Below are 22,427 nucleotides of genomic sequence, written 5' to 3'. Positions count from 1 at the left end.
AACGCGGGTGCGGACGACACCTCACTCGACGGAGCAGCCGCCCGACATCGCGGGCAGCGGCGCCGGGACCCCGATCGTGGGCAGTCCGAGCAGGACCCCGGCGGGCTTCGGCGCCTCGGCGGCGTTCCGCCGCTCCCAGGCGTCCCCGGCGCGGGTCCGCCGTACCGTCTCCGTCGGCCCCTCGGCCAGCAGGTGGTGCGGCGCCGCGTAGGTGATCGCGACGGTCACCACGTCACCGGGGCGCACCTCTTGGGCGGGCTTGGTGAAGTGGACGAGCCGGTTGTCGGGCGCGCGGCCGGACAGGCGGTGCGTGGCACCGTCCTTGCGTCCCTCGCCCTCGGCGACCATGACCTCCAGCGTGCGGCCGACCTGCTTCTTGTTCTCCTCCCAGGAGATCTCCTCCTGGAGGGCGGACAGCCGCATGTACCGGTCCTGCACGACCGCCTTGGGCACCTGGCCGTCCATGTCGGCGGCGGGGGTGCCGGGGCGCTTGGAGTACTGGAAGGTGAAGGCCTGGGTGAAGCGGGCCGCGCGGACCGCGTCCATGGTCTGTTCAAAGTCCTCCTCGGTCTCGCCGGGGAAGCCCACGATGATGTCCGTGGAGATGGCCGCGTGCGGTATGGCGGCGCGCACCTTGTCGATGATGCCCAGGTAGCGGTCCTGCCGGTACGAGCGCCGCATCGCCTTGAGCACCCGGTCGGAGCCGGACTGCATCGGCATGTGGAGCTGCGGCATCACGTTCGGCGTCTCGGCCATCGCCGCGATCACGTCGTCCGTGAAGTCACGCGGGTGCGGCGAGGTGAAGCGGACCCGCTCCAGGCCCTCGATAGCGCCGCAGGCCCGCAGCAGCTTGGAGAACGCCTCGCGGTCGCCCATGTCGGAGCCGTACGCGTTGACGTTCTGGCCCAGCAGCGTGATCTCGGAGACGCCCTCGCCGACCAGTGCCTCGATCTCGGCCAGGATGTCGCCGGGACGGCGGTCCTTCTCCTTGCCGCGCAGCGCGGGCACGATGCAGAAGGTGCAGGTGTTGTTGCAGCCGACCGAGATGGAGACCCACGCGGCGTACGCGGACTCGCGGCGGGTCGGCAGGGTGGAGGGGAACGCCTCCAGCGACTCGGCGATCTCGACCTGGGCCTCCTCCTGGACGCGCGCGCGCTCCAGGAGGACCGGCAGCTTGCCGATGTTGTGCGTACCGAACACGACGTCGACCCAGGGGGCGCGCTCGACGATGGTGTCGCGGTCCTTCTGCGCCAGACAGCCGCCGACGGCGATCTGCATGCCGGGCCGCCTGGTCTTCATCGGGGCGAGCCGGCCGAGGTTCCCGTAGAGCTTGTTGTCGGCGTTCTCGCGCACCGCGCAGGTGTTGAAGACGACGACGTCGGCGTCACCGTCGGCGTCCCGGGGGGCCCGGACGTACCCGGCGTCCTCCAGGAGCCCCGACAATCGTTCGGAGTCGTGGACGTTCATCTGACACCCGTAGGTGCGGATCTCGTAACTTCGGTTAACGCCCACTGACTGTCTCCGGTCGCCGCTGCTCATCGGACCAGGGTAGGCGGTGGCGGGGACCCGCCTCGAACCCCGCTCCCCGGAGTGGACGAAGCCTGGTCAGTGGCGGGAGCGAACTGGCAGGATCGCGGCATGGTCACCCCCTCGCCGGGCCTCGGGCGCAACCGGGCCTTCCAGGGCGCCGCCGCGGCGCTGGCGGCGCTCGGCCTGCTGGCGTGGTGGCTGCTGCCGATCGGGGACAGGACGCCCAGCGGCTCGGTGGTCTTCAGCACCGGGGTCGAGAGCGGGGTCTACTACCAGTACGGGGAGCTGCTCAAGGAAGACCTCGCCGACGACCTGCCGGACGTGTCCGTCACGCTCAAGACCAGCCAGGGCTCCCCGCAGAACCTGTACCGCGTGGCGACGGGCGAGGCCGACTTCACGATAGCCACGGCCGACGCCGTCTCGAACTACATCACGGAGAAGAGGCCGGGGTGGGAGCGGCTGCGCGGCTGCGCCCGGCTGTACGACGACTACGTGCAGCTGGTGGTCGCCAAGGACTCGAAGATCCGGTCGGTCGCGGACCTGCGCGGGGCGCGGGTGGGGGTGGGACAGCCGGAGTCGGGCGTCCGTCTCGTGGCGGACCGGGTACTGAAGGCGGCGGACCTGGACCCCGCGACCGGCGTCCGGGAGGTCTTCGCCGGGATCGACACGATGCCGGGCAAGCTCCGGCGGGGCGAGCTGGACGCCTTCTTCTGGTCGGGCGGCCTGCCCACCTCGGCGGTGGAGAGGCTGTCGGAGCGCTTCGCCGTCCGGCTCGTACCGCTCGACCCCTCGCTGGTCGAGCAGTTGCACGCGGCGGGGCCGTCCGGCACCCGCTACTACCGCTCGGCGGCGATGCCCGCCGACGCGTATCCGGAGGCCCGGAGCGCCCAGGACGTACCGACGATAGCGGTGGCGAACCTGCTGGTCACCACGGACCGGATGGACTCCGCGCTGACCGAGGGCTTCACCCGCACGGTGATCGACAGCCGGGACGGGATCGGCAAGGAGGTGCACTCGGCGCAGCTGGTGGACCTGCGGACGGCGATCTACACGGATCCGCTGGAGCTGCACGAGGGCGCCATACGCTACTACCAGTCGGTCAAACCCTGAGCATGACCGGTCGGTCGAACCCTGAGGCGTGCGCCGGCGTTCGTCCCGTACGCCCGAACACCCCGCTCCCCGTCAGTCCCGGTCGGACGACCTCGGCACGCGGAGCGTCACCTTCAGCCCGCGCGGCTCGCCGTGCGCGTACGCGATCGAACCGCCGCCCACCGTCAGCAGGGCCCGCGAGATCGACAGCCCCAGCCCCGAGCCCTTGACGTTCTGATGGCGGTTGCTGCGCCAGAACCGGTCGCCGATGCGCGTGATCTCGTCGTCCGTGAGCCCCGGCCCGCCGTCGTTGATGACCAGCGTGGACATCGCCCCCTCGCGCCCCGCCGTCACCGTCACCTCACCGCCCGCCGGGGTGAACTTCACGGCGTTGTCGATCACCGCGTCCAGCGCGCTGGAGAGGGCGATGGGATCCGCCCAGGCCGTGACGGCGCCCCCCGCCCGGGTCAGCGTGACCCCCTTCTCCTCCGCGACCGGCCGCCACGCCGCCACCCGCTCGGCCGCCAACTCGCCGATGTCCGTCAGCCGCAGCTCGGCGGAGGCGTGCTCGGCCAGCGCCAGGTCCAGCAGGTCGTCGAGTACCTGGGCCAGGCGCTTGCCCTCGGTGCGTACGGAGGCGATCTCCTCGTTCCCCTCGGGCAGTTCGAGGGCCAGCAGCTCGATCCTGAGCAGCAGGGCGGCGAGCGGGTTGCGCAGCTGGTGCGAGGCGTCGGCCACGAAGGCGCGCTGCTGCTCCAGCACGTCCTCGACGTTGTCGGCCATCTCGTTGAAGGAGATGGCGAGGCGCCGCAGCTCCGGAGGCCCGCCGGCGGCGGCGACCCGTGAGTTCATCCGGCCCGTGGCGATGTCGTGGGTCGCCGCGTCCAGCACCCGTACGGGCAGCAGCACCCAGCCCGTGAGCCGGATCGCCGCCCCGACCGCGACGAGCATCGCGGCCATCTCGCCCGCGGCGATGACCAGCCAGCGCTGGAGGATGTGCGACCGCATCCGGCCGGTGGGCGAATCGGTCACCACGACCGCGACGACGTCCCCGTCCCGTACGACGGGCGAGTCGACGATCAGCCGGCCGTCCTCCTGCCACGGCCAGACCTGTTCGGGGTCGTCGCTGCGGCGCCCCAGCAGTGCCTCGTCGAAGGCCTGGCGGCCCTCACCCGAGGTCGGGATCGAGAACGTCCTCGGCGCGCGGGCCATGACCCCGTAGCCGTCGCGCAGGAAGACCCCCACCTCGATCCCGTACACGTCGTTGTAGCGCGTCAGCTCCTCCTTGAGCATGTCGAGCCGCTCGTCGGCGCCGTCGCGGCTCTCCGCGACGAACTGCGCGAGCGCGGCGACACGCGCCGCGTCGTCGATGCGGTCGACCACCACCCGCTGCTGCTGCGAGGCGGCGAGGAGCACGGCCAGCGGGAAGCCGAGGGCGAGGAGCACACCGGCCATGAGCACGATGAGCAGCGGCAGGAGTCGGCTGCGCACGGGGCGTTACGCACCCTCGTGGGCGTCCGGGACGACCAGGCGGTAGCCGACGCCCCGGACCGTCTCGATCACCGCGGGCATGCCGAGCTTGGCGCGCAGGGACGCCACATGGACCTCCAGCGTCCGGCCGGTGCCCTCCCAACTGGTGCGCCAGACCTCGCTGATGATCTGCTCCCGGCCGAAGACCACACCGGGCCGCTGCGCGAGCAGGGCCAGCAGGTCGAACTCCTTGCGGGTCAGCTGGACGACCCCGCCGTCGACGCTGACCCGGCGGGTCAGCAGTTCCAGGGTGAGGCGCCCGAGCCGCCGGGCGGTCGTCTCGTCCTCCGCCGCCGACTCCTCGGCGCCCGCCTTGCGGCGGCTCACCGCGTGGATACGGGCGAGCAGTTCACCGGTGTCGTACGGCTTGACGACGTAGTCGTCGGCACCGAGGTTGAGGCCGTGGATCCGGGAGCGCACGTCGGCCCGCGCGGTCACCATGATCACCGGCGTGGTGGTGATCCTGCGTATCTTGCCGCAGACCTGGAAACCGTCCTGGTCGGGCAGCCCGAGGTCGAGCAGCACCACCGCGAACGGCTCCTTGCCGGCGTTGGCCGCGGGCAGGAGGGACTGGAGCGCCTCCTCCCCGCTGCGGGCGTGCACCACCACGAACCCGTGTTTGGCGAGCACCGCCGACAGCGCGGCGGCGACATGGTCGTCGTCCTCGACGAGCAGCAGCCTCATGGCCCCCCTCCACCCTCCTGATCACCGTCCCGGACCCGGACGCGGACCCGTACCCGGTCACGGTACGGAGGCGTCGTCCACGCTCATGGTGTCGTCTGGGTCAGGACCGGGCCATGACAGCCGGGTTTCCGTTACCCACCCGTTCTCCTCCCGTTCCCCGCCCACCGCCCCTCTTCGCCCGGAGTGACCGGTTGAGGCCGGATCGTGATGCTCAAGTTCAGCTCAGATCTGCTGACGTTGACAGCGGTGCGTGATTAGGGTCCTCCCCAACCGAGTGGGACGGAGCAAAAAGCCGATGAGCGGAGTGTCAGTGACCAAGGGCCCCGAGGACGCTGTTGCGGCGTCGGACGACCTGGTCGTACTGAGCAACGTCAACAAGCACTTCGGCGCGCTGCATGTGCTCCAGGACATCGACCTGACCATCGCCCGGGGCGAGGTCGTGGTCGTCATCGGGCCTTCCGGGTCCGGCAAGTCCACACTGTGCCGCACCATCAACCGCCTGGAGACGATCGATTCGGGCGCGATCTCGATCGACGGCAAGCCGCTGCCGCAGGAGGGCAGGGAACTCGCCCGGCTGCGCGCCGACGTCGGCATGGTCTTCCAGTCGTTCAACCTCTTCGCGCACAAGACCGTGCTGGAGAACGTCACCCTGGGCCAGGTCAAGGTCCGCAAGACGGACAAGAAGGCCGCGGACGAGAAGGCCCGCGCGCTCCTGGACCGGGTGGGTGTGGGGACGCAGGCCGACAAGTACCCGGCGCAGCTCTCCGGCGGACAGCAGCAACGTGTGGCCATCGCCCGGGCGTTGGCGATGGGCCCCAAGGTCATGCTGTTCGACGAACCGACGTCCGCGCTCGACCCCGAGATGATCAACGAGGTCCTGGAGGTCATGCAGCAGCTGGCCCGCGACGGGATGACGATGGTCGTCGTCACCCACGAGATGGGCTTCGCGCGCTCGGCGGCGAACCGGGTCGTCTTCATGGCGGACGGCCGGATCGTCGAAGAGGCGTCGCCGGAAGCGTTCTTCAGCAATCCCCGCAGTGACCGTGCCAAGGACTTCCTGTCGAAGATCCTGCACCACTGACCGGTCGTCACCGATCGCCCCGCGCACCGGTCGCCCCGCGCGCGCCGGTGGTCGGCGAACGCACGATCACCCTTTCGTTTCGTCAGAACCGTCCGTCACCGTCTCACTTGAGGGAAGTCCACGCATGAAGCTTCACAAGGCAGGCGCGTCCGCCGCCGCCGCTCTCGTCCTCGCCCTGACCGCCACCGCGTGCGGCGGCGACAGCGGTGACGACAGCAACAACGAAGGCGGCGGCAAGATCGCCATCGGTATCAAGTTCGACCAGCCGGGCCTCGGCCTGAAGACGCCGGACGGCACCTTCACCGGCTTCGACGTCGACGTCGCCACGTACGTCGCCAAGGAACTCGGCTACGACGCCAAGGACATCGAGTGGAAGCAGGCGCCCAGCGCCGAGCGCGAGAACCTGATCGCCAACGGTGACGTCAAGTTCGTCGCCGCGAGCTACTCGATCAACGACGAGCGCAAGCAGAAGGTCGACTTCGCGGGCCCGTACTTCCTCGCGCACCAGGACCTCCTGGTCCGCGCGGACGACACCTCCATCACCAAGCCCGAGGACCTGAACTCCAAGAAGCTCTGTTCGGTGACGGGTTCCACCTCGGCGCAGAACGTCAAGGAGAAGCTCGCCCCCAAGGCCGGCCTCCTGGAGCAGGGCGGCTACTCCGAGTGCCTCACGGGCCTGGAGAACAAGACCGTCGACGCCCTGACGACCGACGACTCCATTCTCGCCGGTTACGCCGCACAGAAGGAGCACGAGGGCAAGTTCAAGCTCGTGGGCCTCAAGCTCAGCGACGAGAACTACGGCATCGGCCTCAAGAAGGGCGACACCGAACTGCTCGGCAAGATCAACGACGCCCTCAAGAAGATGGAGTCGGACGGCTCCTGGCAGAAGGCCGTGACGGCCAACTTCGGTCCGGCCGGCTACAAGAACGAGCCCGCCCCCGCGATCGGCTGACACGGCCCGATCACTGATCACTGATCACCGACCAGCAGAGACAGCGGTGACGCGCCGCCGGGACGACCGGCGGCGCGTACCGGAAAGCCAACCTGGGGAGAGCGCGGGGCATCGTGTTCGACTTTCTTGATTCCGGGCGGTACGACCTGCTCGGCGCCTTCTGGGTGACCGTACAGCTCGCCCTTCTTTCCGCGGTCGGTTCCCTGATATGGGGAACGCTGCTGGCCGGGATGCGCGTCAGTCCCGTGCCACTGATGCGTGCCTTCGGCACCGCCTACGTCAACCTCGTGCGCAACACCCCGTTGACGGTGATCATCGTCGGCTGTTCGCTGGGCCTCTACCAGACGCTCGCGATCACGCTCGGCGGCCAGGACTTCAAGTCCATCGGTTTCCGCCTCGCCGTCCTCGGCCTGGTCGCCTACACCGGCACCTTCGTCTGTGAGGCCCTGCGCTCCGGCATCAACACCGTGCCGGTCGGACAGGCGGAGGCGGCCCGCGCGCTGGGCCTGAGTTTCTTCCAGGTCCTGACGCTGATCGTGCTCCCCCAGGCGTTCCGTTCCGTCGTCGCGCCGCTCGCGAACGTACTGATCGCGCTGACCAAGAACACCACGGTGGCCGCCGCGATCAGCGTCGCGGAAGCCGCCGCGCTGATGAAGACGATGATCGAGAACGAGGCCGACGCGCTCTTCGCCGTATTCGCGGTGTTCGCCTTCGGATTCGTTGTTCTCACCCTTCCGATGGGCCTCGTCCTCGGCTGGGTCAGCAAGCGAGTGGCGGTGAAACGATGAGTGCCACCAACGTCCTCTACGACGTTCCGGGACCGGGCGCCAAGCGGCGCAACATCATCTACACGATCGTGTTCCTCGCCGTCCTCGGACTGGCGGTCTGGTGGGTCCTTTCCACCATGGCCGACAAGAACCAGCTGGCGTCCGAGAAATGGAGTCCGTTCGTCACGGATTCCCGGGTCTGGACGACCTATCTGCTGCCCGGCCTCGGGGTGACCCTCCAGGCGGCGGCGCTGTCCGTCGTGATAGCCCTGCCGCTCGGCGCGCTGCTCGGGATCGGCCGGCTCTCCGACCACCGCTGGGTCCGGGTGCCGGTCGGGGTGGTCGTCGAGTTCTTCCGCTCCATCCCCGTGCTGATCATGATGGTCTTCGCGAGTCAGCTGTACGTGCAGTTCACCGACATCCCGTCGGACAGCAGGCCGCTGTACGCGGTGGTGACGGGCCTGGTGCTGTACAACGCGTCCGTCATCGCGGAGATCGTCCGGGCCGGCATCCTCTCGCTCCCGTACGGCCAGACCGACGCCTCGAAGGCGATAGGGATGCGCAAGGGGCAGACCATGACGTACGTCCTGCTGCCGCAGGCGGTCACGGCGATGCTGCCCGCCCTGGTGAGCCAGCTGGTCGTGATCGTCAAGGACACCGCGCTCGGCGGCGCGCTGCTCGGCCTCCAGGAACTGCTCTCGCAGAACCGCACCATCACCGCGAACTACGGCGCCAACACCATCGCCGCGTTCACCGTCATCGCTCTGCTCTACATCGTCCTCAACTTCCTGCTCACGACGTTCGCGGGCTGGCTGGAGAAGCGGCTCCGCCGGGCGCGGAAGAGCACGGGCGCGGTCCTCGGGGCGGGCGACGCGGACCTGGCCAACGGTCCGGGCCAGTCGCAGTCGCACTCGACCACCGGCATCTGAGGCCGCGGCCTCCGAGCACGGCGGCGTCCGAGCACGGCGGCGTCCGAGCACGGCGGCGTCCCGACATCCAGCAGCGTCCCGGCCGGGGCGGCGGCGCCCTCACCGGGCGCGCGCCGCCCCGGCCGTCGCTTGACGGGGGCATCCCCAGTAGGTTGCATACGTTCTGTGATCGCGTACCGGGCTCCAACCGCCACTGACCGCACGACCGTACGGGCCGGAGGAGTCGCGCCGTGGACCCGGTGATCGTGGCGGGCGCGGGCCCCGTGGGGCTCGCCCTCTCCCTCGCCCTCGCCGCTCAGGGCGTCCCCAGCGTCGTCCTGGACGAAGGCTCCGGTACGGACGACCCCCGCCCGGCCCGTACCGTCGTCCTGCGCTCCGACACCGCCTCCTTCGCCGAACGCCTCGGCTGCACCACCCTGCGTGACGAGGGAGTCCACTGGGTGGGCTGGCGGTCACTGAGGCGCAAGCAACTGATGCGACAGCAGCCGCTCGGTGAGGACGGCGGCCCGGCCCCGCTCCACATCCCCCAGCACGCGCTGGCCCGCGGCCTGCGGGAGGCCATCGCCGACCAGCCGCTGGTACGGGTCGTGACCGGCAACCGCCTCGACTCGCTGGAACAGGACGCGCGCGGGGTCAGCGTGCACACGCGCGGCCCCGGGGCGACCTGGTGGCGCGGCAGTCACCTGGTGGGCTGCGACGGCGCCCGGTCCACCGTCCGCAAACTGCTCGGGGTCCGCTTCCCCGGCCGTACGGGGGTCGAACGCCACGCCGTCGCCGCGCTGCGCGCCGACCTGCCCTGGCCCGGGGAGGCCGTACTGCACCGGCAGCCCCCGTGGCGCTCCGGCGGCGCGGAGGTCTCCGCCCGGCCGCTGCCGGACGGGGTGTGGCGGCTCGACTGGCTGCTGCCGTCGCGGGACGAGTTGGTCACGCCCGACGCGCTGATCGCCCGTTTACGGGACACCCTGGCCGGCTGGTGCGGCGAGACCCCGCCGTACGAACTGCTCGACACCGGCGTCTACACGCTGCACCACCGGCTGGCCAAGCGCTGGCGGGTGGGCCGCGCGTTCCTCGCCGGGGACGCGGCGCACCTGCTCGGCGCCGTGGGCACGCAGGGGCTGGACGAAGGGCTGCGGGACGCCGACAACCTCGCCTGGAAGCTGGCCCACGCCTGGCACCACGGGGCGTCCGACATCCTGCTCGACAGCTACCAGGCGGAGCGGCGTACGGCCGTGGCCGCGCGGCTGCGCGCCGCCGACCAGTCGTTGCCGATACTGCGCGGCGGCGGCGGGCTGCGGACGTACCTCCCGGGGGGCGTACGCGGGCACGATTCGCTGCTCTCGGACGGACATCTGGGCTTCGGGCCGTTGGGAGCACCGCCGGCCTATCCGCACTCCCCCCTCGCGCCTCCGTACGCCGAGGCGCAGACGGCGGTCGGCACGGCCCCCGGCGCGCCCGTCGACAACGTACGGGTGACGGCACCGGACGGGACGACCACGGGGCTGCGGGACCGGCTCGGGCGGGGGCAGCTGCTGGTCGTGCTCGTCGCGCCCGGCACCGGGGTGTGGGACCGGCGGCACTGGCTGACCGCCGGGGTCATGCCCCGGTTGGCGGCGGCGGTGACGGCTCTGCCGGTACAGGCGGAGCTGCTGGTCACCGAGGGCTATCCGGGCGCGTCGGCGCACAGCGTGCTGCTGGTACGGCCGGACGGCCATCTGGTGGCGGCCTTCGGCGGGGTGCGCCCGGCCGCGCTGTACGAGGCGGCCGATGCGGCACGCGGGGGCGACCCGGCGGTGGCCGAGACCCCCTCCGTACCGTCACCGGCCCAGCCCTCCCGGCCGTCCAAGGCCGCCAAGGCCGCCAAGTCTTCGCAGGCCGCCAAGCCCTCCACGTCATCGTCACCGGCGGCCCCTGACCACACCTTGAACATCAATTGACCGTCCGCGGGCTCACATGGTGTACTCCGAAACGTGACTGACACCGATGTGCGCCTGTGGCGGAGGGTCCATATGGACCTGGTCCGCTACGCGGGCTGCGTCTGTCGCCCTTCCTGCTGATTCGCCATTGATTCCGCGCGCCGCCGTGCCTCAGGGCGGCAGTGCTTTCCGCGAACTTCTTCAGGACGGTCACCCGATGTCTTCACCCGTACGTTCCTCCGCGCCCGCCCAGGCCGCCGACGGCTCCTCCACCGCGTCGGCCGCCGTCGCCACCGCGGAGATCCCCGCTCCCGCACCCTCCGGCGTCGCGTCCCCCACGGCGTCCGGGGCCTCGCGCTCCGGTCCCACGGCCGCCGAGCTGCTCGACTTCGTCCGCCGTGCCGCCGCCGACACCGAGCTGGTCGCGACGCTCCCCCTCGACCCCGACGGCCGTACCTGGATCCGGCTGGAGGGACCCGCGGGCAGCGAGGCGTGGCTGATCGGCTGGCCACCCGGCACGGGCACCGGCTGGCACGACCACGGCGGCTCGCACGGCGCGCTCGCCACGGCGGCGGGGACGCTCAAGGAGGACTCGCTGGCGGCCCGGCTGCCCACCGAGGGCTGGAAGACGCTGGAGCTGGCCGACGGGGTGGACCGCGAGCGGCAGCTGACGGCCGGGGTGGGCCGGGCGTTCGGCAAGCACCACGTGCACGAGGTCAGGAACGAGTCCGGGACCGAGCACGCCGTCTCCGTACACGCGTACTACCCGCCGCTGCCGATGATCAGGCGCTACAGCCGCAACGGCGCCGTCCTCCGGCTGGAGCAGGTCGAGGTTCCGGAGGACTGGCAGTGAGCGGCCGCGACGACGCCCACGCGGCGATAGCCACCGGGTCCCCGACCGCCGCCGGTGAGCGGGTCGGGATCGACGAACTGCTGGAGCGGGTCCGCGAGGGCCTCGACCGGGTGGAGGCCCGGGAGGCCTTCGAGGCCGCCGAGGGCGGCGCCCTGCTGGTGGACATCCGCTACCAGGCCCTGCGCGAGCGGGACGGGCTGATCCCCGGCGCGCTCGTGGTGGAGCGCAACGAGCTGGAGTGGCGTCTCGACCCGCAGGGCAGCCACCGGGCGGCGGAGGCCACGAGCCACGACCTGCGGGTGGTGGTGATCTGCAACGAGGGGTACGCGTCCAGCCTCGCCGCGGTGTCGCTGCGGCAACTGGGACTCCACCGCGCGACCGACCTCGTCGGGGGCTTCCAGGCGTGGAAGGCGGAGGGGCTGCCGGTCACCCCGTGAGGTGACGGGCCCGACCAGGTCTCCCGTACCGGATCGCCTGCGGGCCGGCCGACTCGCCGGCCGGCCCCCTCCTGCACCGTTCTCCACCGCCTTTCTCCGTTACGGGGCCTCCTCCGCTACCGGGCGGCGACCACCTCCACCGGCCGGACCCGCAGTACGGACCTGCCGGGCAGCGCGGTCGCCACCAGCGCGAGCAGGGCGGCGGCGCCGACGACGGCCGCGTACAGCAGCGGTCGTACCGAGGGACCCGCCCCACCCGTCATCCCGACACTGAACGCGGTCAGGACCGCGAGGGAGATGCCCGTGCCGAGCACGGTGGCGGTCAGCAGGAGCGTGAGCGCCTCGGCGCGCAGCATCCGCAGGACCTGGCGGCGCGTGCCGCCGGCCAGGCGGAGCATCGCGAACTCCCTGATCCGCTCCGAGACCGACATGGCGAGCGTGTTGACGACGGCGATCGCGGTGAAGGCCAGCACCAGCCCCATGGCGAGGAAGTTCACCTCGGCGTTGGCCTGCCCCCGTTCGGCCTGGAGACGGTCGGCACCGGCCGGGTCGAGGACGGTCACGCCGGGGAACCCCGCGACGGCCGCGCTCAGCGCCGCCCGGCCGTCACCTTTCGCGGCAGCACCCTTCGGCAGGCCCGCGACGAGGACCGTCGTGGCGAGCGGGTTGTCCATATGACCGGCCAACAGGTCGTGCGCGACGGTCAGGTCGCCGAAGCCGAGACCGCGTCCGTAGACGGCGGAGACGGTGAGCGCGGCCGGCGTACCGTCGCCGAGGGTCAGCCGCAGGCGGGATCCCACCCGCAGGTCCAGCTGATCGGCGGCCAGTTCGCTGACGGCCACCGTGTCCGGGCCGAACCCCTTGAGTGAGCCGTGGAGCAGGTCCGGGTCCCAGGTGCGGTCCAGGCCGGCGGGGGTGACGCCCTGGGTCACGTACTTGTCGAGACCGACGCGGACCGTGGTCCGTACCACCTCGGTGACCGCCGTGACACCTGGGACCTCACGGACCTGGTCGGCCGCTTCCGACGGGACCCCCGGGCCGCCGGAGGTGAGCACCCAGGCGGCCAGGGTCCCTTCGCGGGCCTGTGCCCGGGCGGCGTCCTCCAGCGTCGGCTGCACGAAAAGGACGGTGCAGGTCATCCCGATCAGCAGGGCCAGCGGGGTGACGGCGGCGGCCATACGGGTGGCATGCGCGCGGATGTTCGCGGCGGCGAGCCGGCCGCCGGGCCCGGCGAGCCGCAGGGGGACGGCGAGCGGCACCATGACCGCCCTCAGGAGCACCGGGCCGAGCAGGGAGACGGCCGTGGCCAGGACCACCACGGCCAGGAACGTCACGGGGGTCGACGCGGGCTCGGTGCGCAGCGTGCTGAGCACGACGACGAGGACCACCCCGCCGGCCAGCAGGAGGAGTCCGGCGATCAGCCGGCCCCAGGCGGGACGGGTGCGCTCGACGGCGGCTTCGGCCATCGCCTCCGCCGGGCGGATGCGGGTGATGCGGCGGCCGGAGATCCGGGCCGCGGCCCAGGCTCCGAGGACGGTGACGGCGAGGGCGGCGAAGGCCGGGAAGACGCTGGTGACACGCTCCAGGGTGGCCGGGACGGCGCCCAGGGCGACGAAGCGGCCGTGGAGCCAGGCCCCGAGGGGCAGTCCGGCCAGCGCACCGGTCACTCCGGCCGCCGCGCCGACGAGCAGCGCCTCACGGCCCAGCAGGGCGCGGATCTGGCGGGGGGTGGCGGCGACGGCGCGCAGCAGGGCGAGTTCGCGGTGTCGTTGCTGGATGGAGAGGGCGAAGGTGGAGACGACGACGAGGATCGCGACGAGCAGGGACGTACCGCCCATCGCGCCGCCCATGGAGATGAGTTTCACCCGGGCGCCGGAGGCGGCGAGGAATTCGACGGGCCCGCGGTCGTCGCCGGAGGTGACCTGGGCGGTGGTGCCGTCCAGGGCGCGGGAGAGCGCGGTCTTCAACGCCCCCGTGTCGGTGCCGCGTTCGGGCACCACCGCGATCGCGGTGACCTGTCCGGGCCGGCCCGCCAGCCGCCGGGCCTCGGCCGTGGAGAAGAAGAGCGAGGTCTGCTGCCGCAGGTCGCCGCCTTCGGCGGCGGCGATGCCGGAGACGGTGTACGTGCGCGGGGCGTGGGTGGACTGGACGGCCAGCCGGTCCCCCGGCCGCAGTCCGGCGCGGCGGGCGAGCGGGCGGTCGACGACCACCTCGTCGGCGGCCTTCGGGGCGCGGCCGTCGGCCAGGGTGAAGGGGGTGAGGGCGGCGGACTCCCAGGCGTGGCCGTACGAGGTCCCGTGTGTCGCGTCCGTACCGCCGCTCAACGGCTGGGCGGGGAAGGTCAGTTCCGGTACGGCGGAGCGGACGCCGTCGACCGCCGCGACCCGGCCGACGACCGTGTCGGACAGCCAGGCGCGTTCGGCGACGGGTTTCGCCTTGTGCTTGGTCTTGGTCTCGCCGTCGCCCTTGTGCTTGACCGTTGTCTGATGGACGTTCTGGTCGGCGGAGACGATCAGCGGCGCCGCCGCGTAGCGCTCGAGGGCGATCCGGCCGCGTAAGCCGGTCTCCAGGAGGGTGCCGCAGGCGGTGATGAGCGCGGCGGCGCACATCAGGGCGGCGAAGGCCCCGAGGAACCCGGCCTTACGGTCCTTGATCGTCTGGAAGGCGTACCGCAGCATCATGACGCGTCCGTCTCGTCGGTGGTACCGGAGACGCCGTGGGAGGGAGCGGGGGCGTCGGGGGCCGGGGCATCGGGGGCCGGGGCATCGGGGGCCGGGAAGGCGAGCAGCCGGGTGAGCACGGGACGCGCACCGGGCGGGGTCAGTTCGTCGGGCCGTTTGTAGCGGTCGAGGAGTGCGATGTACTCCTCGAAGAACTCGGCCAGTTCGTCACGGGTGAGCCGCATCGTGCCGCGTGAGTACGGGAACGCGTCCGCCCAGTCGCCGAGGGCGTCGCTCTCGCGTTGCAGCCATTCGAAGAGGTCGAGGTCCGCGGCGTACGCCTGGTGGTTCAACTCGTCCATGAGCAGGCGCATCTCGGGGCTCTGGCGGCTGCGCGGCGGAAAACGCCGGTCGCCGGGCACCGCCCGCCACCAGCGCTCCCTGCGGGGCGTCGCGCCGCCGGTCTCCTCGACGAAGCCGTAGCGGGCCAGCTCCCGGAGGTGGTAGCTGGTGGCTCCGGTGTTGAGCCCGAGCGCGCGGGCGAGGATCGCCGAGGTCGCGGGCCCGTGCAGGGTCAGCCGTTCGAGTATCTGCTGCCGCCGGGGCTGCGCGAGCGCTTTGAGCGCGGCGAGGTCGGTCATCGCGGGGCGGCCGGGTTCCTGTGCCATGCCGTCCACAGTCCTCTGTGCACATACCTCTGTGCACTGGAGCGGCCCCGCGTCTTGGGGGTAGGGCCACCCCTACCGCACCGCTCCCCACCCCTGCCCGAGCCCCCCGTCGGTGGAGCTTCTCAGTACAACTCCTCGTCCAGCCCTTCCGTGTCCTCGCCCTCCTCCTCCAACGCCTGTTTGACGACGCGCAGCGCCATGCCCTCTCCGTACCCCTTGCGGGCCAGCATGCCCGCGAGCCGTCGGAGCCGTTTGTCGCGCTCCAGGCCGCGGGTGGACCGGAGCTTGCGGGCGACCAGTTCGCGGGCGGTCGCCTCCTCCCGCTCGGAGTCGAGCTGTCCGACCGCTTCGTCGATCAGGGTCGCGTCCACGCCCTTGGTCCGCAGCTCACGGGCCAGGGCGCGCCGGGCCAGGCCCCGGCCGTGGTGCCGGGACTCCACCCACGCGCCCGCGAACGCGGCGTCGTCGATGAGCCCCACGTCCTCGAAGCGGGAGAGGACTTCTTCCGCCACGTCGTCGGGGATCTCCCGCTTCTCCAGCGCGTCCGCGAGCTGTTTCCGGGTGCGCGGGGTGCCGGTGAGCAGGCGCAGACAGATCGCCCGCGCCCGCTCGGCCGGATCCTGGGGCGGCGGCTCCTGCCCGGCTCTCGACGAGTCCGGGTCGGGGCCGCCGCCCGGCCGGTCCGTTCGCCGCCTCTTCGCATAAGGCATCGGACGAACTAGCTCTTGGCCGCTACTGCCTTGGCCGACTTGGCCTTGGTGGCAGGAGCCGGCACCGACTTCGCCGGGTCCTCGGCCGCGGTGGCCGCGCCTGACGCCGTGGCGGAGATCGCCCCTGCGGCCGGCTCGGCGGTGACGGCGGCCGCCGCCTCCGGCCTGACACCGATGCCGAGCTTCTCCAGGATCTTCTTCTCGATCTCGTCGGCGAGGTCGGGATTGTCCTTGAGGAAGTTTCGCGCGTTCTCCTTGCCCTGGCCGAGCTGGTCGCCCTCGTACGTGTACCAGGCGCCGGCCTTCCGTACGAAGCCCTCGTCCACGCCCATGTCGATCAGGCCGCCCTCGCGGCTGATGCCGTGGCCGTAGAGGATGTCGAACTCGGCCTGCTTGAAGGGGGGCGCGACCTTGTTCTTGACCACCTTGACGCGGGTGCGGTTGCCGACGGCGTCCGTGCCGTCCTTGAGCGTCTCGATACGACGGATGTCGAGGCGCACCGACGCGTAGAACTTGAGCGCGCGGCCACCGGTCGTGGTCTCCGGCGAGCCGAACATGACGCCGATCTTCTCGCGGAGCTGGTTGATGAAGATCGCGGTGGTCTTGGACTGGTTGAGCGCGCTGGTGATCTTCCGGAGCGCCTGGCTCATCAGCCGCGCCTGGAGGCCGACGTGCGAGTCGCCCATCTCTCCCTCGATCTCCGCGCGCGGCACCAGGGCCGCGACGGAGTCGATGACGATGAGGTCGAGCGCGCCGGAGCGGACCAGCATGTCCACGATCTCGAGCGCCTGCTCGCCGTTGTCCGGCTGGGACAGGATCAGGTTGTCGATGTCGACGCCGAGCTTCTTCGCGTACTCGGGGTCGAGGGCGTGTTCGGCATCGATGAAGGCCACCGTGCCGCCGAGCTTCTGCGCGTTCGCCACCGCGTGCAGCGTGAGGGTCGTCTTTCCGGAGGACTCCGGTCCGTACACCTCCACCACACGGCCACGCGGCAGACCGCCGACGCCGAGCGCGACGTCGAGCGCGGTCGATCCGGTGGGGATGACCTCGATGGGTTCGTTCGGCCGCTCGCCCAGGCGCATCACCGCGCCCTTCCCGAATTGCCGTTCAATTTGTGCGAGAGCGGCGTCGAGCGCCTTCTCGCGGTCGGTTCCTGCCATGGGTTCCACCCGATTTGCTTGTGTCGATCGCTTCACGTCAAAGACGCTATCCCCTGCCACTGACAACGGGCTCCGGCGCCGTCCCAGCCTGTGGACAAGTCCGCCGGAAACGCCACCGGCCGACCCCGGGAAAACCGGTCCGCGTCCCATCAGAACGGATGTTCGATTTAAGTGTCAAGCACGACACGCCTCCCACCCCCGCCCCCGTAACTCCCTGTCCTGCGCGGCCCACCGCCGCGTCGGCACGGGAGAACCGGGTAGGCGCTCCCGCAGGGAGGAGCCGGCGATCCGCTCCTCCCAGATCTGGCGGATGCGGCGCGGCGGAGGGGGAGAGCCCGGTGGAACTGGCGGACGGTCGTGGTGCGTGGATCCCGGAGGGAACGGCGGGGGTGGTGGTCGTCCTGCTCATCTTTGCCTTCGTCCTCGGCATGTTCGCCTGGGGGATCTGGAAGACGTACGTCAGGGGGCGGCGCTGATGGCCACGGTCCTGGGAGTGATCCTGATCGTCATCGGCGTGGGCATCGGCGCGACGGGCCGACTGGCTGCCCGCACCTACGGACGGAACTCCGCCGCCCGCCGGATCGGTATCTGGCTGCTCTTCCTCACCGTGGGCGTGGGCGTGGCCTCAGCCGGCTTCGCCCTCACCTGACGGATCGCGTGTCTGGGCGCGGAGGACAGCCACGAGTCCCGCCACGACCAGGGCCGCGGCGACGAGATGAACGCCGGCGAACCCGCCCCGCCCCAGGACCACACCGCCCACGGCGGACCCGACGGCGATGCCGGCGTTGAACACGGAGATGTTGACCGCCCCGGCGAGCCGCGCCCCGGGACCGGCCCGCCGGTCGACATCCGCCTGCGCGGCGGTGTCCTCAATCGCCGGACGGGCTAGGAGGGGCGCAACCCAATCAAGCCCGTCCGGCGATTGAGGACACAGGCCCACCGGGAGCATGGCCGCCACGACGAGCAGGGTGAGGCGAAGGCGCCGTCGCCGTGGCGAGCGCGCCCGACGCTCCGCGCGATCCCAGCTCGCCCGTCCCCAACAGCCACGCGCCCAGGGCGAGCACGGTCAGAGTCGGCAGCACGCGTGTGCGTGGGGGTCGGGGCGAGTCGGCGTACTGGGAAGAGGGCGTGGAGAACGAGGAGGAGCACATGCGTGGGACACTCCTGGTGACAGTCCGGAGGCGCGCGCCACCGGTCGGGCGCGCGGAAGGCGCACGGCGGAGGGGGAGGGGTGTCGCTGGATGCGGGTGGCGCGGTGGGTCAGTGGCCGCGCGGTGCGAACAGGAGAACGGCCATGCCGGCCAGGCAGATCGACGCGCCGGTGATGTCGTAGCGGTCCGGGCGGTAGCCGTCGGCCACCACGCCCCACAGGATCGATCCTGCCACGAAGATGCCGCCGTACGCCGCCAGGATCCGGCCGAACTGCCCGTCCGGCTGGAGGGTCGCCGCGAAGCCGTACAGGCCGAGCGCGATGACCCCGGCGCCGATCCAGATCCAGCCCTTGTGCTCGCGCACGCCCTGCCAGACCAGCCAGGCTCCGCCGATCTCGAACAGCGCGGCAACCACGAACAGGGCGAGCGAACGCGCTACGTACACGGAAGCGGGTCTTTCTCTCGGGATGTCAGGACCCAGCATGCACGGCCGGCGATCCGGCCGTGTCACCCGGGCCGACAGACAGGACCCGCGCTCACTGCCGCCGCCCCAGCCTCCTGCGCCTCGCCCACCCCAGGACCGACCCGCCGCCGCGCTGCCGCGTCCCGTGCACCCTCGGGTCGTCCATGACCGCGTACCGCTTCACGTACGCCCCCAGGAACGCCTGGAGCGTGGCGATCGCGGGGATCGCGATCAGCGCACCGACCGCGCCGAGCAGGGCCGTACCCGCGATGACCGAGCCGAAGGCCACCGCCGGGTGGATGTCGACGGTCTTCGCGGTGAGCTTCGGCTGGAGGACGTAGTTCTCGAACTGCTGGTACAGCAGCACGAATCCGAGCACCCACAGCGCGTACCAGGGGGCGACGGTGAAGGCGATCAACATCGGCAGGGCGCCCGCCAGATACGTACCGATGGTCGGGATGAACTGCGACACCAGCCCCACCCACACCGCGAGCACCGGCGCGTACGGCACCCCCAGGGTCGCCAGCAGGATGTAGTGCGCGATCCCCGAGATGAGGGCCATCAGCCCGCGGGAGTAGATGTAGCCGCCGGTCTTCTCGACCGCGATCTCCCACGCGCGCAGCACCTCGGCCTGCTTGGCGGGCGGCAGGACGGAGCACAGTCCGCGCCGCAGCCGCGGGCCGTCGGCCGCGAAGTAGAACGAGAACAGGAAGATCGTCAGCAGCCGGAACAGCCCGCCGAGCACGGTGGTGGAGATGTCGAGCACCCCGGTGGCGCTGTTCTGGACGTACCGCTGGAGCCAGTCGGAGTGCAGAAGGCTGTCCTGGACCGCGACCCGGGACAGCTCGGTGTGGAAGTTCTCGTTCAGCCAGTTGATCAGGGAGTCGAGGTACGCGGGGAAGGACTCGACGATCTGGATGATCTGGCCGGCCAGTATCGAGCCGAGCATCACGACGAAGCCGACGCTCGCGACCACCACACCGAAGAAGACCAGGAAGGTGGCGAGTCCACGCCGCATCCCGCTCGACGCCATGCGGCTGACGGCCGGTTCGACCGCCAGCGCCAGGAAGAACGCGATCAGTACGTTGATCAGCAGTCCGATGAGCTGATGGAACGCCCAGCTGCCCAGCTGGAAACAGGCGACGAGTCCCAGCGCCAGGATCATGGCGCGCGGCAGCCAATGGGGCATACGGGCCCGGCCGTCGTCACTTCCGTCCCGGACGCCCCCACCGGCACCGGCGAGCGCCGGAACGGGAGATCGGGAGGAGGAGGGCGAAGGGGACGGAATCGGCGGATGTACGCCCTGCGGGGTCTCGTCTGTCGGTGCCACCGCCCAAGTGTCGCCTACCGCCGGGACGTCCCGTCCCACCGAGGACGACGAGGCACCGCCACGGCCGGTCCGTTCATCCGCGCGTCGGCACAACGCGATCGAATCGTGACGCGGTGCGAGCTACACGTGCGTACGAACGCCCCTCGCCGCGCCTCACCGCTTCTCCGCCGGGATGTCCATCGCGACGCAGACCGCCCGCCACACGTCCTTCGTCTCCCAGCCCGCCTCCAGCGCGCCGTACACCGTACGGCCCCCCAGCTCGGCCATCACATGATCGCGGGCGAAGGACTCGGCGTACGCGACGCCGAAGTGGTCCGCCATCCGCTCCCAGAAAATCGTCAACCGCATGGCACCAGTATCGCGCCCCTGACAGCTCAGCCTCCCAGAGCCCGTACCCCCGCCGTGACCAGCACCGCCGCCCCCACGACCACCAGGAAGGGGGCGCGCAGGACCAGCGCGAGCGCCGCCGCCGCGAGCCCCGCGCCCCGCGCGTCCACGACGAGCGAGCCGTCGAGACCGAACGTCTGCTGCGCGGTGAGCGCCGCCAGCAGGGCGACGGGGAGCAGCGCGGAGAGCTTCTGTACGAGGGGTCGTTCGAGCGCCCCCTCGGGCACCAGCAGACCCACCAGCTTCACGAGATAACAGCCCACGGCGGTCACCCCGACGGCGATCCAGATGTTCAACGCCCTGCTTCCTTCCTGCGTCCGTGCATGCCTTGGACGTACAGCGCGGCGGGCGCGGCCAGCGCCGCGACCAGGACGGGGACACCGCCGGGCAGCACCGGCAGGAAGCCCAGCCCGAGGACGACGGCGAGTCCCGCGACCGTCCGCTCGGTCGCCGTTCGCAGCATGGGAGCCAGCAGCGCGAGGAAGACGGCCGGTCCTGCCGCGTCGAGGCCCCACGCGTCGGTGTCCCCCAGGGCCTCGGCGCCGAGCGCCCCGGCGAGGGTGGTGAGGTTCCAGAGAAGGTAGAGGGTGAGTCCGGTGACGGTGAAGCCGATCCTGGCGCTGCGCCGGGTGGGCTGGGCGAGGGCGACCGCCGTGGTCTCGTCGATGACCCACTGGGCGGCGAAGGGCCGTACGGGGCCGGGCAGCCGCAGGAGTTGCGACAGCCTGAGTCCGTAGAACGCGTTGCGTACGCCGAGGAAAAACGCGCCGGCCGCGGCGGTCAGCGGGTTGCCGCCCGCCGCCAGGGCTCCGACCAGGGCGAACTGCGAGGCCCCGGTGAAGACCAGCAGGCTGAGCGCGCAGCTCTGGAGGACGGTGAGGCCCGCGCCGGCGGAGGTGACGCCGAAGGCGAAGCCGGAGAGCCCGACGGCGATCCCGACGCCCAGCGCGTCACGGACGACGGCCCGGTCGGATTTCGGCTCGGGGGGCTCGGGGACGGGCCGCCCGGCGGTGTGCTCCGGCCTGTCGGTGCCTGACGTGCCAGGGCCGCCTGACGCGCCTGACGTGCCCGGTCTGCCCGATGGGCCCTGCGGACCCTCCGGCCTCGCGGGCCGGGGTGCGGATGCTGTCTGATCTGCCACGTCCCGGACCGTACGGGGGCGGGGCGTGGTCGTCTTGTACGTTCTTGCGCCGACCGTACAAGATCACTATTGCGTTGGTCGTACGGGCCTGCGCTCCCTTCGGTAGGCGCCCGGCGGCACGCCGACGATCCGGGTGAAGTGCCGGTTGAGGTGCGGCTGGTCCGAGAAGCCGACGGCGACGGCCGCCTCCGCCGGGGGGGTGCCCGCGTCCAGGAGACGGCGGGCCCGCCGTACACGCGCGTCGGTCAGCCAGGTGTGCGGAGGCATGCCGTACGTGTCCCTGAACGCCCTCAGCAGCGCGAAGGGACCCGTCCCGAGGTCCGCCGCGAGCCGCTCCAGGGAGGGCGGGTCGGCCATCCGCTCCTCCAGCACGGCACGCGCGCGTGCCGCGATCCCGGCCCCCGCGCCCCGTACCCGCCGCTGCTGGAGCGTGCCGCCGTTGAGCCGGAGCAGACGGGTCACGGCGACCCGCAGCAGGGTGTCGGCGGCCAGCGCGTTGCCCTCGTCGGCCGCGCGGAGCACCTGGTGCACCAGCCGGACGGTGTACGGGTCGTCGAAGACCGGGGCCGTGAAACCGGGGGTCCCGCGGATCGTCGTCGTCTCGGCCGCGATGGCGGCGACCACGTCGGCCGACGGGTAGACGGCGCCGTACTGCCAGCCCTCGGGGTCCTTGGCGTGGCCGGTGTGCGGGGTGTCGGGGTTGACCAGCGCGAGGGACCCGGGTCCGGCGTACTGGTCACCGCCGCCGTGGTGGAAGATCTCGACGCCCTCGGTGATCGCGGCGATGACAAACGTCTCGTGGGTGTGGCGCAGGAACGTCTTGTGGATGTAGTGCGCGCGCAGCAGGTCGACCCCCGGCAGGTCGGCGTAGTTCCAGTGCCGTGCCCGCTCCCGTGCCGCCATTCCCCCATTCTGCCGTCCCGCGTTCCGCCGTCACGCCGCGGCGGCGGGTGAGCGGCGGGCGGGCAGCGGGCCGGGGCGACTCGTGGCCG

Annotated in this window: 23 protein-coding genes and 1 pseudogene; 10 read left to right on the top strand and 14 right to left on the bottom strand. The window is 71.6% G+C overall.

The genetic code is table 11. The features are described 5' to 3' along the window. Nucleotides 1–21: 21 nt before the first annotated feature. Nucleotides 22–1,539 (bottom strand): tRNA (N6-isopentenyl adenosine(37)-C2)-methylthiotransferase MiaB, encoded by a 1,518-nt coding sequence (gene miaB, locus GT042_RS16085; protein WP_161309399.1) that lies wholly within the window; start codon nucleotides 1,537–1,539, stop codon nucleotides 22–24. A gap of 99 nt (nucleotides 1,540–1,638) precedes the next feature. Here miaB and GT042_RS16080 point away from each other — a divergent pair, with 99 nt between their 5' ends. Then, the gene (locus tag GT042_RS16080; protein WP_161309398.1) at nucleotides 1,639–2,640 is read left to right on the top strand and encodes a TAXI family TRAP transporter solute-binding subunit; all 1,002 of its coding nucleotides are present in this window, start codon (nucleotides 1,639–1,641) and stop codon (nucleotides 2,638–2,640) included. Nucleotides 2,641–2,712: 72 nt separating this feature from the next. Here the strand turns inward: GT042_RS16080 and GT042_RS16075 are convergent, their stop codons facing one another. Together GT042_RS16075 and GT042_RS16070 are read right to left on the bottom strand one after the other, a co-directional pair. Beyond that, nucleotides 2,713–4,110, bottom strand: coding sequence for an ATP-binding protein (locus GT042_RS16075; RefSeq protein ID WP_161309397.1), 1,398 nt, complete (start codon nucleotides 4,108–4,110; stop codon nucleotides 2,713–2,715). Between the two features lie 6 nt (nucleotides 4,111–4,116). Beyond that, nucleotides 4,117–4,833, bottom strand: a complete 717-nt coding sequence (locus GT042_RS16070; RefSeq protein WP_161309396.1) for a response regulator transcription factor — start codon at nucleotides 4,831–4,833, stop codon at nucleotides 4,117–4,119. Between the two features lie 295 nt (nucleotides 4,834–5,128). Between GT042_RS16070 and GT042_RS16065 the strand changes: the two genes are divergently transcribed. The 7 genes from GT042_RS16065 (at nucleotide 5,129) to GT042_RS16035 (ending at nucleotide 11,765) form a co-directional block, all read left to right on the top strand. Further along, nucleotides 5,129–5,914 carry an amino acid ABC transporter ATP-binding protein gene (locus GT042_RS16065; RefSeq protein ID WP_161309395.1) on the top strand — a complete coding sequence of 262 codons (786 nt, stop codon included), beginning with the start codon at nucleotides 5,129–5,131 and terminating at the stop codon, nucleotides 5,912–5,914. Between the two features lie 124 nt (nucleotides 5,915–6,038). After that, nucleotides 6,039–6,866: a glutamate ABC transporter substrate-binding protein gene (locus tag GT042_RS16060; protein ID WP_161309394.1), complete on the top strand. Its 828-nt coding sequence runs from the start codon at nucleotides 6,039–6,041 to the stop codon at nucleotides 6,864–6,866. 113 nt (nucleotides 6,867–6,979) lie between these two features. Further along, nucleotides 6,980–7,654 (top strand): amino acid ABC transporter permease, encoded by a 675-nt coding sequence (locus GT042_RS16055; RefSeq protein WP_161309393.1) that lies wholly within the window; start codon nucleotides 6,980–6,982, stop codon nucleotides 7,652–7,654. Continuing rightward, the gene (locus tag GT042_RS16050) at nucleotides 7,651–8,562 is read left to right on the top strand and encodes an amino acid ABC transporter permease (RefSeq protein WP_161309392.1); all 912 of its coding nucleotides are present in this window, start codon (nucleotides 7,651–7,653) and stop codon (nucleotides 8,560–8,562) included. The genes GT042_RS16055 and GT042_RS16050 overlap by 4 nt, the downstream gene beginning before the upstream one ends. 230 nt (nucleotides 8,563–8,792) lie before the next feature. Next, complete coding sequence (locus tag GT042_RS16045; protein ID WP_161309391.1) at nucleotides 8,793–10,496, top strand: FAD-dependent monooxygenase; 1,704 nt, start codon at nucleotides 8,793–8,795, stop codon at nucleotides 10,494–10,496. A 196-nt stretch (nucleotides 10,497–10,692) separates the two neighbouring features. Continuing rightward, the gene (locus tag GT042_RS16040) at nucleotides 10,693–11,328 is read left to right on the top strand and encodes a cysteine dioxygenase (RefSeq protein WP_161309390.1); all 636 of its coding nucleotides are present in this window, start codon (nucleotides 10,693–10,695) and stop codon (nucleotides 11,326–11,328) included. A gap of 26 nt (nucleotides 11,329–11,354) precedes the next feature. Continuing rightward, nucleotides 11,355–11,765: a rhodanese-like domain-containing protein gene (locus GT042_RS16035; protein WP_161309420.1), complete on the top strand. Its 411-nt coding sequence runs from the start codon at nucleotides 11,355–11,357 to the stop codon at nucleotides 11,763–11,765. A 116-nt stretch (nucleotides 11,766–11,881) separates the two neighbouring features. Here GT042_RS16035 and GT042_RS16030 read toward each other — a convergent pair whose 3' ends face one another. The 4 genes and pseudogenes from GT042_RS16030 to recA all read right to left on the bottom strand — a co-directional run bounded on the left by GT042_RS16030 (nucleotide 11,882) and on the right by recA (nucleotide 16,963). After that, nucleotides 11,882–14,446 carry an FtsX-like permease family protein gene (locus GT042_RS16030; RefSeq protein WP_161309389.1) on the bottom strand — a complete coding sequence of 855 codons (2,565 nt, stop codon included), beginning with the start codon at nucleotides 14,444–14,446 and terminating at the stop codon, nucleotides 11,882–11,884. Next, the gene (locus GT042_RS16025) at nucleotides 14,443–15,093 is read right to left on the bottom strand and encodes a helix-turn-helix domain-containing protein (protein ID WP_161309388.1); all 651 of its coding nucleotides are present in this window, start codon (nucleotides 15,091–15,093) and stop codon (nucleotides 14,443–14,445) included. The genes GT042_RS16030 and GT042_RS16025 overlap by 4 nt, the downstream gene beginning before the upstream one ends. 122 nt (nucleotides 15,094–15,215) lie before the next feature. After that, nucleotides 15,216–15,917, bottom strand: a pseudogene (gene recX / locus GT042_RS16020) (recombination regulator RecX); the annotation flags it as partial. Further along, the gene (gene recA, locus GT042_RS16015) at nucleotides 15,812–16,963 is read right to left on the bottom strand and encodes a recombinase RecA (RefSeq protein ID WP_161309387.1); all 1,152 of its coding nucleotides are present in this window, start codon (nucleotides 16,961–16,963) and stop codon (nucleotides 15,812–15,814) included. The pseudogene recX and the gene recA, both read right to left, overlap by 106 nt. A 338-nt stretch (nucleotides 16,964–17,301) precedes the next feature. Here recA and GT042_RS16010 point away from each other — a divergent pair, with 338 nt between their 5' ends. After that, the gene (locus GT042_RS16010) at nucleotides 17,302–17,439 is read left to right on the top strand and encodes a hypothetical protein (protein ID WP_161309386.1); all 138 of its coding nucleotides are present in this window, start codon (nucleotides 17,302–17,304) and stop codon (nucleotides 17,437–17,439) included. After that, nucleotides 17,439–17,612 (top strand): hypothetical protein, encoded by a 174-nt coding sequence (locus GT042_RS16005; protein ID WP_161309385.1) that lies wholly within the window; start codon nucleotides 17,439–17,441, stop codon nucleotides 17,610–17,612. Before GT042_RS16010 ends, GT042_RS16005 begins: the two co-directional genes overlap by 1 nt. On the opposite strand, the gene GT042_RS16000 is transcribed toward GT042_RS16005, so the two are convergent. The 7 genes from GT042_RS16000 to GT042_RS15970 all read right to left on the bottom strand — a co-directional run bounded on the left by GT042_RS16000 (nucleotide 17,589) and on the right by GT042_RS15970 (nucleotide 22,338). Continuing rightward, nucleotides 17,589–17,921: a hypothetical protein gene (locus GT042_RS16000; RefSeq protein WP_161309384.1), complete on the bottom strand. Its 333-nt coding sequence runs from the start codon at nucleotides 17,919–17,921 to the stop codon at nucleotides 17,589–17,591. The two genes, GT042_RS16005 and GT042_RS16000, sit on opposite strands and share 24 nt — an antisense overlap. 302 nt (nucleotides 17,922–18,223) lie before the next feature. Next, nucleotides 18,224–18,559, bottom strand: coding sequence for a YnfA family protein (locus GT042_RS15995; protein WP_161309383.1), 336 nt, complete (start codon nucleotides 18,557–18,559; stop codon nucleotides 18,224–18,226). 91 nt (nucleotides 18,560–18,650) lie between these two features. Then, nucleotides 18,651–19,766, bottom strand: a complete 1,116-nt coding sequence (locus GT042_RS15990) for an AI-2E family transporter (protein WP_275942198.1) — start codon at nucleotides 19,764–19,766, stop codon at nucleotides 18,651–18,653. 294 nt (nucleotides 19,767–20,060) lie between these two features. Continuing rightward, on the bottom strand, nucleotides 20,061–20,255 hold the full coding sequence (locus tag GT042_RS15985) for a DUF3046 domain-containing protein (protein ID WP_161309381.1): 195 nt from the start codon (nucleotides 20,253–20,255) through the stop codon (nucleotides 20,061–20,063). 26 nt (nucleotides 20,256–20,281) lie between these two features. Next, nucleotides 20,282–20,590: an AzlD domain-containing protein gene (locus tag GT042_RS15980; RefSeq protein ID WP_161309380.1), complete on the bottom strand. Its 309-nt coding sequence runs from the start codon at nucleotides 20,588–20,590 to the stop codon at nucleotides 20,282–20,284. Continuing rightward, nucleotides 20,587–21,240 carry an AzlC family ABC transporter permease gene (locus GT042_RS15975; protein ID WP_202532871.1) on the bottom strand — a complete coding sequence of 218 codons (654 nt, stop codon included), beginning with the start codon at nucleotides 21,238–21,240 and terminating at the stop codon, nucleotides 20,587–20,589. The genes GT042_RS15980 and GT042_RS15975 overlap by 4 nt, the downstream gene beginning before the upstream one ends. A gap of 261 nt (nucleotides 21,241–21,501) precedes the next feature. After that, entirely contained in the window at nucleotides 21,502–22,338 is an 837-nt protein-coding gene (locus GT042_RS15970) for an AraC family transcriptional regulator (protein WP_161309378.1), read from the bottom strand. Nucleotides 22,339–22,427 lie beyond the last annotated feature (89 nt).

Source organism: Streptomyces sp. SID3212 (assembly GCF_009865405.1).
GTDB lineage: Bacteria > Actinomycetota > Actinomycetes > Streptomycetales > Streptomycetaceae > Streptomyces.
Note: the sequence above shows the minus strand (reverse complement) of the source record. Positions and strands in the feature narration are given on the sequence as shown.